The organism is Roseofilum halophilum BLCC-M91, from assembly GCF_030068445.1.
Lineage (GTDB): Bacteria > Cyanobacteriota > Cyanobacteriia > Cyanobacteriales > Desertifilaceae > Roseofilum > Roseofilum halophilum.
In genome coordinates this window covers 1-12929 of sequence record NZ_JAQPOK010000054.1, presented here as the reverse complement: position 1 = coordinate 12929, position 12929 = coordinate 1, and the positions used below count along the sequence as shown (strand labels likewise).

The window sequence follows — 12929 nt, the reverse complement described above, 5'->3', positions numbered from 1 at the left end:
TCGATGTTATGAGGTACAGTAATCGAAATGTTCCTTGAGAGTGTTGTCCCATGAAAAGCCTGAAGAATGGGCACGCATAGCGTAAAAAATGGTTTTCCCATTACCTATTACCCATTACCCATTACCGCGCGAAGCGCTGTAATTGTTAATTGAAAAACATTGATCATTGGTAACATTCATGTTACCGTAACTAAGTGTTGATCCCACTCCCAAGTCTATGCCGATTCAAATTCCGATTGACGATCGCCAAATTGCCCAGTTCTGCGATCGCTGGAAGATTACGGAACTCGCATTATTTGGTTCGGTCTTGCGAGAAGATTTCGATCGCGATCGCAGTGACGTTGATGTCTTGGTTTCCTTTGCCGAAGATGCCCGTTGGACTCTGCTGCATTTGGTAGACATGGAAGATGAATTACGGGAAATATTTGCCAGAGATGTCGATTTAGTCGAACGTCAAGGTATTGAACAAAGCCGAAATTATCTGCGGCGCAAAGCAATTTTAAGTTCCACCAAAACGATTTATGCAATCTCGTGAAATCCACTACTTACTGGATATGCTAAATGCAGCCAAGTTAGCTCGAGATTTTGCTTCCGGGATCGAGTGGGAAGATTTTGAAGCGGATCTCATGCGCCAAGCAGCCATTACTCGCGAAATTGAAATTATTGGAAAAGCTGCTCGGAGAATTTCTGAAGAGTCTCAAGCGGAAGTTCCCGATATTCCTTGGCATCAAATTATTGGAATGCGAAATCGGATTGTTCATGAATACGATCGCTTAAATTTAGCGACAATATAGCAAACGGTTCAGAATGCATTACCAGAATTAATTATGATTTTAGAAACTCTGATCCCTCCTGAAGAAGTGTAGGAGTTTGATGCCACTCCTTTGCCAAGCACATTCCCAGAAAAATTGTTAATTGTTAATTGTTAATTGTTAATTGTTCATTGTTCATTGTTAACGGTTTTAACCTCTGAAATAATAAATTCGCCGCCAATTGATTACCCTTTAAATTCCAATGGGTATCCCGCAAAATATAGAGAACTTCGTCTTTCCCCGCCTCTTGAAACGGCTCTAACATATCCAAATAGTCAATACTATGAGCTTCCAGGGTTTCAATCACCACTTTTTGAGGCAGTTCTAAATCATAATTTTCGGGATTGAGTTCGTAAGCGGTAAAAATTCTACTCGCCAAAGTGCGATCGATTTGGTATTCTGAAGGATAAATCGCCACCAAAAAGGGTATATTTTGTTCTTTGAGAATATTGGCCATTTCCACCACAGCTTGCAGGGAATATTCAAATTGAGGCGTAAATTTTCCCGTTTGATAGTCCGGTATATTATTAATTTCTAGCTTCCAGCGTTCAATCTCTAAAAAAGTTTCTTCTGAATACAGGGTTGGAGGTTCTGGACTGGGGCTAGGAGTCGGAGATTCTTGGGCAACTGCTCCTTCTATGAGTTCAAACTTTCCTTGATTTTGCTGTTGAGCTTGTTGCAGTTTCAGTTGCTCTTGAAACATTCGGTAGCGCTGTTGCAAAAACAACCAAACCCTAGATTGGCCGATCAAGGGATATCCAAAGAGTTTCACTTCCTTAGTGCGATCGACATCAATAAACGTATCGTTGAGAACAATCCGTTTTTGATTCACCGGGGTATGTAAATCATTGCCCACAAAAAAGCCCAAAATCACTAAATCGGGATTGAATTTTAGCCCATATTTTTTCAACATCTCCAAATACATGGGCGGATCAGCCATAGGAAACCCCACATTAATCACCTCAACTTTGGGCGCTCCATAATAGGCTTGAAACTGTTTTTCTAAAATAGCCGTATAGTTACCGTCTAAATCTCCAGCCCAGCTATAGGAATCTCCGATCGCGACAATTCGGTAATTGCCTGGCGCTTTCTCTAGGGGATAGTCGCGATCGTTAAACCCATATTGGTTGGTTCTAGGGGTATCCGGATTAACACGAAAACCCAGATCCGGATCGTACTGAAAAAAGCCCTTAAACAGATAGGGTTCTGCCACAATCATAAATAGTTCTGCCGTTAGCAAAGGCACACCAATGTACAAAAGCCCTAAAAATCCCCAATTGATGAATTTACGAATATTGAGTTTTGACGACCTTTTAATTTTATGGTCTTTTTTATTGATTTTTAACATAGTCTAATAAATTTTGATATAAAATATCTGATGCCAATTGATTACCGGCCAGATTCCAATGGGTATCCCTGAGCAAATATAAGGTTTCGGTTTTGCCCATTTGACGGAACCGATGGAGCATATCAATATAAGGAATTCCTTCCCGATCCAGAAACGCAATTAGCAACTTTTGCATCAACTCTAGGTCGTAGTCTTCTCGATTGAGGTCATAAGTTTCAAAGAGTTGGTCGGCTAATGCTGGGTTCACTTGAAACTCATCGGGATAAATTGCTACCTTAAAGTCGATTTGGCGCTCCGCCAAAAGTTGCTTTATTTGGGCAATACTCTCAAACAGATATTCAATTTTATCATCATATTTACCTTCTGCGTGCGCTCTGAGGTTACAAAACTCTAATCTGGCTCGCTGGATTTTTAAGAAGGTCTCCTCTGTAAATGTCCCCTCTTCCTCTGGTGGGTTAGCCCATGCAGGCTCTTCAAGGGTGGCCGTTTCCCGAAAAACTTTGTATTTTTGCTCAATAAACATCCAGAGGCGAGACTTGAAAATAATGGGATATCCTAATATCTGAATTTCCTTGCGCTTATCAATGTCAATTTGCGTATCATTGACCACAATCCGCTTGCGGTAGGGGTCAGCATCAATAAAATCATTACCCACAAAGACACCCAAAACCACTAAATCGGGCTGATATTGCAAACCGAACTTTTGCAACATAATTAACTGTTCGCCCGCATGAGTCATGGGATAACCCGCGTTAATGACTTCTACGGGGGGTAAATCTGGGGTTTGGGCGAATTGGTTCTCTAGAAGGGTTGTGTAGTTGCCCTCTAGCCCCCCAGCCCAGTTGAAGGAGTCCCCCACAATTAGCATTCTCAGGGTTCCGGGAATCCGTTCGAGGGGATAATTGCGATCGTTAAATCCAAACCGGTTAGAGCCTAAAGTATTGGGTCTCACCCGAAAGCCCATATCGGGGTCATACTGGTAGAAACCCTTGAAGAGCAAGGGATCGAGCAAGATCATGGCTATCTCAACGGTAATCCAAGGAATGCCAATCCAGCAGAACAGGAGCAGGGCAATTTGAGAGATTTTATTGACTTTGAGAGGTTTTGTGGGTTTAATCATTAAGAAAGTTTACAATGCGAACACACCTGAAGGTTCTACCAAGCGATCGCAATCATTAAGGTCGTCCAAGATGAGATCGAAATTATGTTCGTCTTTCCTGAACCAACAGAGCGATCGCAGTGCTTATAGAGTAAACCCTAAGTTACAATCTCTATTCATGATCCCAAAAAAATCCCAAAATTGGCTTAAATTCACTGGCGTAGGGGTGAACTAAATATGAAGATCCTAGGAATTTCAGCGTTTTATCATGATAGCGCGGCGGCGATCGTCTGCGATGGCGAGATCGTGGCCGCAGCGCAAGAAGAGCGATTTTCGCGCAAGAAGCACGATCCGCGTTTCCCGAAACATGCGATCGCCTATTGCCTGGAAATGGCCCAAACCACGATCGCCGAACTAGATCATATCGTCTTCTACGACAAACCTCTACTCAAATTTGAGCGTCTCCTCGAAACCTACCTCAGCTATGCGCCCAGAGGATTTCGGTCATTCCTAGCCGCCATGCCCATCTGGTTAAAAGAAAAGCTCTATCTGAAAACCGTATTAAGAACAGAACTCTCAGAAATCGGCCAGTGCAAGAAAACCGAGCTGCCCAAACTGATGTTCACCGAGCATCACCAGTCCCATGCAGCCTCCGCCTTCTTCCCCAGTCCCTTTGAACGAGCTGCCGTCCTCTGTCTGGATGGAGTCGGCGAATGGGCCACCACCACCGCTTGGCTCGGAGAAGGAAACCAGCTCATTCCCCAATGGCAAATCGACTTTCCCCACTCCTTGGGCCTCCTCTATTCGGCCTTCACCTACTACACCGGCTTCAAAGTCAACTCTGGGGAATACAAACTCATGGGACTCGCCCCCTATGGGGAACCCAAATATATTGACACCATCCTCAGTAACCTGATTGATGTCAAAGAAGATGGCACATTCCGGTTAAACATGGACTACTTCAACTATGCCACCGGTCTCACCATGACCAACAGCAAGTTTGATGACCTGTTTGGCGGCCCTCCGCGGAAACCCGAAACCCCCATCAGTCAGCGCGAAATGGATATCGCCAGCTCCATCCAGTGGGTCACCGAAGATGTGGTTCTCCGTCTAGCAAACACGGTGAAAAATGAACTGCAAGTCGAAAACCTCTGTTTAGCCGGTGGGGTTGCCCTCAACTGCGTGGCTAACGGGCGGATTTTACGCGAATGTGGATTTAAAGAAGTTTGGGTACAACCGGCTGCGGGTGATGCCGGTGGAGCATTAGGCGCTGCCCTCTCTGCTTGGTATGAATACCACAGTATGCCCCGCACCGTGACCGCCGAGAAAGTACCGGTCATGTTCGGCTCTGCCAAAGAAACAGCCACTGCCACAGTGGGAACCTTGAGCCAAGAAAAAATTGCCGCTCCCGTACAAGACCAAATGCGCGGGTCTTATTTGGGGCCAAAATTTTCTGATGCAGAAATTCTCGACTATCTGGATTTGGTAAAAGCCTCCTATGTGCGTCTGGATGATGCCGAACTCATGCCCCGGTTAGCCGAAATTCTGGGGAGTGACAATGTGGTGGGATGGTTCCAAGGACGGATGGAATTCGGCCCCCGTGCATTGGGCGGACGCTCCATTATTGGCGATCCCAGGTCGCCGAAAATGCAATCGGTGATGAACCTGAAAATTAAGTATCGGGAATCTTTCCGTCCCTTTGCTCCTTCAGTTTTGGCCGAGCGCGTGTCTGATTTCTTCGAGCAATACAGCCCCAGTCCCTATATGCTAATGGTGGCTCCGGTGAAGGAATCGTTGCGTATTCCCATGACCGAGGAGCAAAAACAACTGTTTGGGATTGAGAAGCTCAATATTCCCCGCTCTGAAATTCCGGCCATTACCCATGTAGACTACTCGGCCCGGATTCAAACGGTTCACAAGGAAACCAACCCCCGCTATCACAGTTTAATCAGTCATTTTGATCAACTCACGGGTTGCGGTTTGATTGTGAATACCTCGTTTAATGTGCGCGGAGAACCGATTGTTTGTACTCCCGAAGATGCCTATCGCTGCTTCATGCGGACTGAAATGGATTATCTGGTTCTGGAAAACTTCTTGCTGGCTAAGACTGACCAACCTGCTTGGGAGAAAGATGAGTCTTGGAAGACGGAGTTTGAATTGGATTAGGGGTTTATAGCAAACCTAAATGAGTTATATAACGACTGCCCCTCATCCCCTGGCCCCTTCTCCCGCAGGAGAAGGGGAGCAGAAGTCCCTCTCCCGTGGGAGAGGGATATAGGGAGAGGGCATTTCCAGTTGCACAATTCATTTAGACTAGCTATATCTCCCCTTAATAAGTAGGGGGATCTTAACCCCTCAGAAAAGCAAGTAAAAATCATCATTAATCACTATGCATCCAATCAAAAAGCTCAATAAAAAAGAACTGCGCCAATTTGGTCTCCTGTTTGGAGTGATGGTGGGTTTAGTTTTCGGTATTATCTGGCCCTTGATACTCGGTCATAGTAGTGCAACCTGGCCCTGGATTGTGCTAGGCATTTTCTGGGCTTGGGCGTTAGTTGCGCCGAACACTCTCGACCCGTTTTATCAGGTTTTTGCCCGCTTTGGGTTGATGATGGGTTGGATTAATACCCGCTTAATTTTGGGGATTATTTTTTATGGGATGATTATGCCGATGGGGTTTCTACGGAGAAAGTTTGGAGGCGACCCTATGCGTCGAGAATGGCGTAAACCAGTGGAGACTTATCGGATTCCTTCCCATCCGAGACCGGCGAAGAGTCTAGAATATCCATTTTAGTGAAGTTTTAATTTAAACCAATTGGAGTGTTGTATATGGAATTTTTTGAAGATCTTTGGGCTTTCTTAGGGGAGCGTAAAAAGTATTGGTTGTTGCCGTTGATTATTAGTTTGGTGATGGTGGGTGCTTTGATTATCCTCAGTCAAGCTTCTGTAATTGCACCGTTTATCTATACCTTGTTTTAGGAAGATTAGGGACGGACTTGATCTTATAGCGCTGGGCGCTATAAGAAGCGGGCAAGATGCCCGCACTCCTCTAATCTTTGAATATTACTGGAGTGGGAGCATCTCGCTTGTAGGGGGCGGGTTTACAAACATCTGGGTGGGAAAACAAGAGAGTTGGTTAACCCGCCCCTACTTAATTAGGGTTGTTTTTCCGGATTTGATATTACTTGGTTTCGGAGAACTCTGCATCAATCACGTCATCATCGGAGTCATCGGAACCTGCGCTACCTCCAGGAGGGGGAGCATCTGCACCGGGTGCGCCAGCTTCATCGCCACCAGCTTGCTGATAGACACTGCTACCAATGCTATAGAGGGTTTGTTGCAGTTCAGTGGTCAGAGTTTGGATGCTCTCGTCATCTTCCTTACCGACTGCTTCTCGCAAGTCCTTAATCAAACCTTCAACCTTGGTCTTATCATCAGCGCCAACCTTATCACCGAGTTCTTCCATCTGCTTCTCCGCTTGATAGCAGAGTTGATCGGCTTGGTTCTTGCGATCGATTTTCTCGCGCCGTTCCTTATCTGCATCAGCGTTGGCTTCGGCTTCTTTAACCATGCGGTCAACTTCCCGGTCATCGAGAGTTGAAGCACCGGTGATACTAATGGACTGGGCTTTACCGGTTCCCTTATCCTTAGCGGTGACATTCAAGATACCATTGGCATCAATATCAAAGGTCACTTCAATTTGGGGAACGCCACGGGGAGCAGCCGGGATACCATCCAAGCGGAAGGTTCCTAAGCTCTTGTTATCGGTGGACATTTCCCGTTCCCCTTGCAGCACATGGATTTCTACATTGGTTTGACCATCAACTGCGGTGGAGAAGGTTTCTGACTTCTTGGTGGGGATGGTGGTGTTGCGAGGAATAATCTTGGTCATTACGCCACCGAGGGTTTCTACCCCAAGGGAGAGAGGGGTTACGTCTAAAAGGAGAATATCTTTAACTTCTCCAGCGAGTACCCCACCTTGAATGGCAGCACCAACGGCAACCACTTCATCCGGGTTTACGGTTTGGTTGGGTTCTTTACCCAGGGTTTTCTTGACCACTTCTTTAACCGCAGGCATCCGAGTGGAACCACCAACCAGAACGACTTCATCAATAGCAGATTTATCTACTTTGGCATCCTTGAGGGCAGTTTCTACGGGGATGGCACAGCGCTTAATTAGGTCGCTACATAAATCTTCAAATTTACCCCGTGTTAGGGTCAAGTCTAGATGTTTGGGGCCTTCTTGGGTAGCGGTAATAAAGGGCAGGTTGATTTCTGCTTGGGTGACGCTGGAGAGTTCGATTTTGGCTTTTTCAGCCGCTTCGGTTAACCGTTGCAGGGCTTGTTTATCCTTACGCAGGTCAATGCCTTCGGTTTTCTGGAATTCTGCGGCTAGATAATCGACAATTTTCTTGTCGAAGTCATCTCCACCGAGGTGAGTGTCCCCAGAGGTGGATAAGACTTCAAATACACCGTCACCCACTTCGAGGATGGATACGTCGAAGGTTCCGCCCCCTAAGTCAAAGACGAGAATGGTTTCGTTGCTCTTTTTGTCGAGTCCGTAAGCGAGGGATGCGGCGGTGGGTTCGTTGATGATCCGCAGCACTTCAACCCCAGCAATTTTACCTGCGTCTTTGGTGGCTTGCCGTTGGGAGTCGTTAAAATAAGCTGGAACGGTAATTACGGCTTGGGTAACGGTTTCGCCCAGGTAGGTACTGGCATCGTCAACGAGTTTACGCAGGACTTGGGCAGAGATTTCTTCTGGGGCAAATTTTTTGTCCGCAGCAGGACAGTTGAGTTTAACGCTGTTGCCTTCTTTGAGGACTTCGTAGGATACTTCTGTCGATTCGGTTCCTACTTCGTCGTAGCGCCGTCCGATGAAGCGCTTAACGGAATAGAAGGTATTTTGGGCGTTCATGACGGCTTGGCGTTTGGCGATTTGTCCGACGAGGCGATCGCCGTTTTTTGCATAAGCGACAACGGAGGGGGTGGTGCGTCCACCTTCTGCGTTAGCAATAACGGTGGGTTTTCCTCCTTCCATTACTGCTACACAAGAGTTTGTGGTTCCTAAGTCAATTCCAACTACTTTAGCCATAAGAGTTTTTGCACTCCAACTTTACTAACTACTAGGGGTTTCGGCCTGGGCCTGAAGCTATCTATAAATGTTTTGCTTTGAAGGTGGGCCGTTCTCAGTATAAAGACCTCTTCACCTATACTGATGGGGGTTTGCCCTTGCGGTGAAGGGCGGTTTACCGAACCTGGGGCAGCCCTGATTTTGGGTTTATGCTGCCCAAGGATCTTCTTCTAGACTCACGGGAGTTTCTAAGGAGATCGGTTCGGTTTGGGAGGGAGTGGATTTACCCAAGCTGATTTTCACGGGTTGGGGTTTTTGTTTTTTGGGGATGTTCAGGGTGAGAATTCCTTGTTCTAATTGGCTCTGAATGCGATCGCACTCAATTTCAAAGGGTAGAGCTACAGAGCGCCGAAATTGTCCATATTTCACTTCGGAATAGAGGGCAGCCGAGTCAGGATGAGGACGGCGAGTCCATTGCACGGTTAGGGTTTTTGCCGTGGCTTCAATATCGAGATCTTCGGCTTGAATTCCCGGTACTTCCACATGCAGCATCAGACCTTCTGATGTGACGTTCCAGGCGATCGCCGGTTTATAAATGGGAGTTGTTTCTGTAGGGTGGACGCGCATCATCATCATGGTTGCCCTCCTGTTAACCTTGGGTTCAGTGATTTCTACTGTTCTTATCCTAAAGCCTGGAACTCTTTCAGACAGGAGGGCAAACCGTATCAGGATTGGGGCATTTTCCCTAATTCAAGTCCATCTTACTCATGACTAGCCCTAAGCGCTGTACCTTCAGCTTACTGCATGGGGAATTGCATATAAATGGGCCCGCTTTTCAATATGCCTGTCTATCAATTACATAGGGCTTGAAGTTTCTTTCCTGATAAATTTGATTGACTTGATTAATTCCAGATTTGATTTTACTTAAAACTGACATGCCGATTTAATGTGTATAAAAAATAACAATAATAAGTAGTCTACAGCTTACCCTTATACTAATATATCCTAGACCTCTACCCGGTCTAGGAGTGAAATTGAAGTATGGAGTTAGTTCTACGGGACTGACGGGGCTCGAACCCGCAACTTCCGCCGTGACAGGGCGGTGCTCTAACCAATTGAACTACAGTCCCTTATTCGAGCCAATATCTATATTTACATGGATTTTGGGTTTTGTCAAGGGGAGGGGGAAGTTTTTTTTGGGAATGGGGGAATGGGGAATAGGCAATCTCCCTATCTCCCCATCTCCCCATCTGCGTCAGGAGACGACTTCGATATATTGGCTATCCATCAGATATGCACCTCCGGCAAAGCGAACGCCCCAATATCCTCCGGGACGACGGTCGAGAATTGTGCCTTCTTCACCGAGTTGAATGACATCGGGAGGGCGAAGCATGGGCATGGGTTCGGCGGTTTTGACGTAGGGAGGAAGGGCAATGACGCGCACGCGATCGCCGACTTGAAAGATTTTGTTCTCACTCATCAGAAAAATTGGGTCTGAAACCCCGTCCTGGAAGGACGGCTTGGCAAGATATTGCTTAAAATCAAAGATTGAAACTCTGCGGTCTAAAGACGCGCAGATTCTTAAGAAGTCCAAAAATGAACTCTTAAAGGTGTACGCGGATGTGAGTGAAGCAGAAACCCAAATCGTGAGATTTGGGAATCCCTTTACCTTTAGGCCAGGGAGGATGTCAAGGTACTTGCCAAATCCGTTGATGGTAGGCTTGAGGATCAGCATAGGGATCGACTGGGGGATGGTCGTGATCGTGATGGTGATGATGCTCGTGGGGGTGATGATGTCCATGATCGTGGGCATGGGAACGATCGCCATCACCAAGGGCAGCTAACCGGAATTTGCACAACTCACAGTTCATCTGCACTTGTCCCAACTGGGTTTCAATTTCGCGATCGCGCACCAACTGCATCAGATGAGGATCGATACCCATCTCAGATAAGCACACATGGTTAATCTCTGGAAATTCTTCCTGTTGTTGGAGAGTAATATCGGCGATTTTCTTCACCAATACCCCAGTGAATAGGAAATAGGATAACACGATAATCCGCTTAGGCTGATAGAGCCGGGCGCGACGAAATCCTTCTTCTAGACGGGGATGGGTAATGCCAATGAAACAGGTTTCCACGGTTTGATACCCGCTTCCTTCCCACACCATGCGGGCTAACTTGTACACATCCCCATTGGCATCGGGATCGCTCGATCCGCGCCCCACAAACAGGAGTACGGTATCAGCGCGGGGATAGTTGGGGGTGTCGAGGGCGGCTAGGCGATCGCGCCACAGGTCTAAAATACTGGGAGTAATGCCAAAATGCCGACCATAGTGAAATTTCACTTGCGGATACTCTAACCGAGCAGCATCTAGGGCATTAGTGACATCAAACTTATTATGGCGGGCAGCAAATAACAAGATCGGTAGAGCCGAAACATCCGTATACCCTTGCTCTACGCAGCGTTTAACCCCCTCTAAAATCGTCGGTTCGGTTAACTCCAAAAAACAAGGAATCACGGGCCGAGAGGGGTCTAGGGCTTCGTAAGCGGCTGCAAAATCGATAAATGCATCTCGTCCTTGCTGGTCGCGACTCCCATGGCCAATCATCAACAACGGACGATTGATAGGCAAGGGAGAGAGTTGAATTGAAGACGGTTTAGATTGAAGTTGCATGATGGCTAGTAAAATACGATAACCCTATGGCATAGTACGTTAATGCTATAGCATCAGGCTATGCAGGGGTGGGGGATATTATTTTTTTAAGGTCAAAAGGTCAACCAGCATGATGAAAATGGGTGAGTCTAAATCCCAAATTAATCTCTTGACGATGTTCCGGTTGGGACTCTTTCAAATGGGGTTGGGGATTATGTCCCTGCTGACGTTGGGCGTGATCAATCGGGTGATGATTGATGAGCTGAAAGTGCCCGCCTTGATTGCATCGGGGGCGATCGCCGCTCACCAGTTTGTTTCTCCTGCCCGCATTTGGTTTGGTCAACTCTCGGACGCAAAACCGATCGCCGGTTACCATCGCACGGGTTATGTTTGGATGGGCACTCTGCTGTTTACCACTACTTCGTTTCTAGCTCTGCAAGTGGTTTGGCAACTGGGTAATAGTGCGGCTACCCTGGGCTGGACTGCCCCCACCTATGGCTGGGCAGCTTTATTGGCGATCGTGTTTGTGTTCTATGGATTAGCCTTAAGTGCCAGTTCTACGCCGTTTGCTGCCCTATTATTCGATGTTTCCGATGAGAGTAATCGTTCAAAACTGGTGAGTATTGTTTGGTCTATGTTAATGGTGGGGATTGTGGTTGGGGCGATTATTAGTAGTAGCTTATTAAAGCAGTTGGGCTTAGATTCTCCTCCGGAAGATCTACAAGCCTCGATTAATCGGCTGTTTGTGATTGTGCCCACATTGGTTTGTTTCCTTGCCATTATTGGAACTTTAGGGATTGAGAAAAAATACTCGCTGTATGGCGATCGCTCCAGTGCTGCCAACCGCGAAGATCAAATCACCCTGGGTAATGCCCTGAAAATCCTCACCGCCAGTCGCCAAACTGGGATCTTTTTCACCTTCCTTCTCTTCATGAGCATCAGCTTGTTTATGCAAGATCCCGTCTTGGAACCCTACGGGGGCGAAGTCTTCCAGATGCAAATCTCGGAAACCGCTCAACTCAATGCCTTCTTTGGTATGGGAACCTTGATCGGCATTGGTTGCACGGGCTTTTTAATTACGCCTCACTTAGGCAAACAACGCACCTGTTTTAGCGGTTGTGTGGGCACGGCATTGTGTTCGGGATTTCTGTTATTTTCTGGGTTTACGGGGAATCCGAAAGCCTTGATGTTGAGCCTGTTTTTGTTTGGTTTAACTTCTGGAATTTTGACGGCTGGGGCGATCGGGTTAATGCTCGATTTAACGGCTGCGGAAACCGCAGGAACGTTTATCGGCGCTTGGGGGTTAGCCCAGGCAATGGCACGAGGAGGGGCAACGGTGTTAGGAGGAGCTGTGTTAGATGTAGGAAAAGCCCTGTTTTCTGAGCCGGTATTTTCCTATGGCTTAGTATTTGTGGTGCAAGCGGGGGGCTTGATCTGCGCCACCTGGCTATTGAAGCGGGTGAATATTCGCGAGTTCCAGGAAAACACGAAACAGGCGATCGCCCTAGTCATGGAAGGCGATTTAGACGGATCGTAGAATTGAAATATCTCCTAAAATCGTAGTACATGGGATCTTTGCCCAACAGTCCTTAGTCTTGCAACCCTCAAGTCCCGTTAAATCCCCCTTAAAAAGCAGGGGGTTGGGGGGATCTTTGCCTTTTGTACCTCATGACAGCGCAAAGCGCTGTCATGGGAAAAGAGAAGCGGGCAAGATGCCCGCACTCCTTCAATCCCTTGATATTACTGGAGTGGGAGCATCTTGCTCCCTAGGTTTTTAATTGTGGTATTTCTTACTTATGACTTACAGCGCTTCGCGCGGCAGAAGGGTAATGGGTAATGGGCAGAAGGGAAAACCATTTTTTACGCTATGCGTGCCCATTCTTCAGGCTTTTCATGGGACAACACTCTCAAGGAACATTTCGATTACTGTACCTCATAACAT

General features: G+C 46.9%; 12 protein-coding genes and 1 tRNA gene. 6 read left to right on the top strand and 7 right to left on the bottom strand.

Features of this window, described 5'->3' with window-relative positions:
• Nucleotides 1-217: 217 nt before the first annotated feature.
• Nucleotides 218-535 carry a nucleotidyltransferase family protein gene (locus PJF56_RS06615; protein ID WP_283761857.1) on the top strand — a complete coding sequence of 106 codons (318 nt, stop codon included), beginning with the start codon at nt 218-220 and terminating at the stop codon, nt 533-535.
• Complete coding sequence (locus PJF56_RS06610) at nt 522-794, top strand: HepT-like ribonuclease domain-containing protein (protein WP_283761856.1); 273 nt, start codon at nt 522-524, stop codon at nt 792-794. Before PJF56_RS06615 ends, PJF56_RS06610 begins: the two co-directional genes overlap by 14 nt.
• A gap of 124 nt (nt 795-918) precedes the next feature.
• Here the strand turns inward: PJF56_RS06610 and PJF56_RS06605 are convergent, their stop codons facing one another.
• Together PJF56_RS06605 and PJF56_RS06600 are read right to left on the bottom strand one after the other, a co-directional pair.
• Nucleotides 919-2160, bottom strand: coding sequence for an alginate O-acetyltransferase AlgX-related protein (locus PJF56_RS06605; RefSeq protein WP_283761855.1), 1242 nt, complete (start codon nt 2158-2160; stop codon nt 919-921).
• Complete coding sequence (locus PJF56_RS06600; protein WP_283761854.1) at nt 2144-3280, bottom strand: alginate O-acetyltransferase AlgX-related protein; 1137 nt, start codon at nt 3278-3280, stop codon at nt 2144-2146. The genes PJF56_RS06605 and PJF56_RS06600 overlap by 17 nt, the downstream gene beginning before the upstream one ends.
• A gap of 216 nt (nt 3281-3496) precedes the next feature.
• On the opposite strand from PJF56_RS06600, the gene PJF56_RS06595 reads away from it, so the two are divergent.
• From PJF56_RS06595 to PJF56_RS06585, 3 genes are all read left to right on the top strand, one after another.
• Complete coding sequence (locus PJF56_RS06595) at nt 3497-5425, top strand: carbamoyltransferase family protein (RefSeq protein WP_283761853.1); 1929 nt, start codon at nt 3497-3499, stop codon at nt 5423-5425.
• Between the two features lie 223 nt (nt 5426-5648).
• Nucleotides 5649-6053 (top strand): SxtJ family membrane protein, encoded by a 405-nt coding sequence (locus PJF56_RS06590; RefSeq protein WP_283761852.1) that lies wholly within the window; start codon nt 5649-5651, stop codon nt 6051-6053.
• A 35-nt stretch (nt 6054-6088) separates the two neighbouring features.
• On the top strand, nt 6089-6238 hold the full coding sequence (locus tag PJF56_RS06585; protein WP_271942356.1) for a DUF5989 family protein: 150 nt from the start codon (nt 6089-6091) through the stop codon (nt 6236-6238).
• A 202-nt stretch (nt 6239-6440) separates the two neighbouring features.
• On the opposite strand, the gene dnaK is transcribed toward PJF56_RS06585, so the two are convergent.
• The 5 genes from dnaK to PJF56_RS06560 form a co-directional block, all read right to left on the bottom strand.
• A complete protein-coding gene (dnaK, locus tag PJF56_RS06580) occupies nt 6441-8354 on the bottom strand; it encodes a molecular chaperone DnaK (RefSeq protein ID WP_283761851.1) in 1914 nt (637 codons plus the stop codon).
• Nucleotides 8355-8540: 186 nt separating this feature from the next.
• A complete protein-coding gene (locus tag PJF56_RS06575) occupies nt 8541-8969 on the bottom strand; it encodes an Hsp20/alpha crystallin family protein (protein WP_283761850.1) in 429 nt (142 codons plus the stop codon).
• A 420-nt stretch (nt 8970-9389) separates the two neighbouring features.
• Nucleotides 9390-9463 (bottom strand) — tRNA-Asp (locus PJF56_RS06570).
• 125 nt (nt 9464-9588) lie between these two features.
• Nucleotides 9589-9813, bottom strand: a complete 225-nt coding sequence (gene sipA, locus PJF56_RS06565) for a regulatory protein SipA (RefSeq protein ID WP_283761849.1) — start codon at nt 9811-9813, stop codon at nt 9589-9591.
• 208 nt (nt 9814-10021) lie between these two features.
• Complete coding sequence (locus PJF56_RS06560; protein ID WP_283761848.1) at nt 10022-11008, bottom strand: sirohydrochlorin chelatase; 987 nt, start codon at nt 11006-11008, stop codon at nt 10022-10024.
• Nucleotides 11009-11126: 118 nt separating this feature from the next.
• Here PJF56_RS06560 and PJF56_RS06555 point away from each other — a divergent pair, with 118 nt between their 5' ends.
• Nucleotides 11127-12524 carry a BCD family MFS transporter gene (locus PJF56_RS06555; RefSeq protein ID WP_283761847.1) on the top strand — a complete coding sequence of 466 codons (1398 nt, stop codon included), beginning with the start codon at nt 11127-11129 and terminating at the stop codon, nt 12522-12524.
• Nucleotides 12525-12929 lie beyond the last annotated feature (405 nt).

Bases quoted from the DNA above. Each gene is read 5' to 3' on its own strand.
- PJF56_RS06615 (WP_283761857.1), top strand. From the start codon at position 218: ATGCCGATTCAAATTCCGATTGACGATCGCCAAATTGCCCAGTTCTGC.
- PJF56_RS06610 (WP_283761856.1), top strand. From the start codon at position 522: ATGCAATCTCGTGAAATCCACTACTTACTGGATATGCTAAATGCAGCC.
- PJF56_RS06605 (WP_283761855.1), bottom strand. From the start codon at position 2,160: ATGTTAAAAATCAATAAAAAAGACCATAAAATTAAAAGGTCGTCAAAA.
- PJF56_RS06600 (WP_283761854.1), bottom strand. From the start codon at position 3,280: ATGATTAAACCCACAAAACCTCTCAAAGTCAATAAAATCTCTCAAATT.
- PJF56_RS06595 (WP_283761853.1), top strand. From the start codon at position 3,497: ATGAAGATCCTAGGAATTTCAGCGTTTTATCATGATAGCGCGGCGGCG.
- PJF56_RS06590 (WP_283761852.1), top strand. From the start codon at position 5,649: ATGCATCCAATCAAAAAGCTCAATAAAAAAGAACTGCGCCAATTTGGT.
- PJF56_RS06585 (WP_271942356.1), top strand. From the start codon at position 6,089: ATGGAATTTTTTGAAGATCTTTGGGCTTTCTTAGGGGAGCGTAAAAAG.
- dnaK (WP_283761851.1), bottom strand. From the start codon at position 8,354: ATGGCTAAAGTAGTTGGAATTGACTTAGGAACCACAAACTCTTGTGTA.
- PJF56_RS06575 (WP_283761850.1), bottom strand. From the start codon at position 8,969: ATGATGATGATGCGCGTCCACCCTACAGAAACAACTCCCATTTATAAA.
- sipA (WP_283761849.1), bottom strand. From the start codon at position 9,813: ATGAGTGAGAACAAAATCTTTCAAGTCGGCGATCGCGTGCGCGTCATT.
- PJF56_RS06560 (WP_283761848.1), bottom strand. From the start codon at position 11,008: ATGCAACTTCAATCTAAACCGTCTTCAATTCAACTCTCTCCCTTGCCT.
- PJF56_RS06555 (WP_283761847.1), top strand. From the start codon at position 11,127: ATGGGTGAGTCTAAATCCCAAATTAATCTCTTGACGATGTTCCGGTTG.